General features: G+C 43.5%; 1 pseudogene. It reads right to left on the reverse strand.

The features are described 5' to 3' along the window. A pseudogene (locus R7Z49_RS25110) lies at window positions 1-314 on the reverse strand (methyl-accepting chemotaxis protein); the annotation flags it as partial. Window positions 315-703 lie beyond the last annotated feature (389 nt).

Below are 703 nucleotides of genomic sequence, written 5' to 3' on the forward strand. Positions count from 1 at the left end.
GCAATCGCGCCGTCAGAGAACCCTGCGTAAACAGAGAGAAATTTCCCCGCGCGTTTGGTCAGCAATAACTCGCGATCTGCATCATCAGAACCGGCGATGATTTGTTCGTTAGCCAACATCATATCGCTACGAATTGAGAGCCAATCGCTGATATAACGGTTAGTCGACTCAGAAATATTCTGTATTTCTCGGTTGAGTGTGGATGTGGTTTCTTCGTGAAGTTGATTAACGGAAACCCAAGCTTGAACGCCACTTACGATGGCGATAATGACTGCGATAGCAATCTGGATTTTTAACTTAATGGTATTTCTCATTGTCTAACCTTTATAAACAGACAAAAAGATCAGTGTCACAACGTGTGACTCCAGAGGGTTTAGACGATTCAAGCACAGAGCGTTACATGAAAGGCTTTAGTGAATTTATCGACAGTTAGTGATGAAACTTGAGGCACATGGTGTGATTTTTATTCAGCAATGCAATGTTAAATCTCTATTCATCATGGTGTGCAAAGGGGAACGAAGTCGAGGTAATGGGAATGAAGGGGCTCTGTGAAGGCGTAACCCCTCACAGAGCCAGAACGTTAGAAGAGAATCAACACAGCGCCGTAAACTATAAACAGACCAATTAAGCCAATGATGAGTCCGACTTTCGCCATGTCTTTGCTTTCTATCAGGCCTGTTGAATACGCTAATGAGTTTGGTGG

It is taken from the genome of Vibrio sp. 1562 (genome assembly GCF_033340155.1).
Taxonomy (GTDB): domain Bacteria; phylum Pseudomonadota; class Gammaproteobacteria; order Enterobacterales; family Vibrionaceae; genus Vibrio; species Vibrio alginolyticus.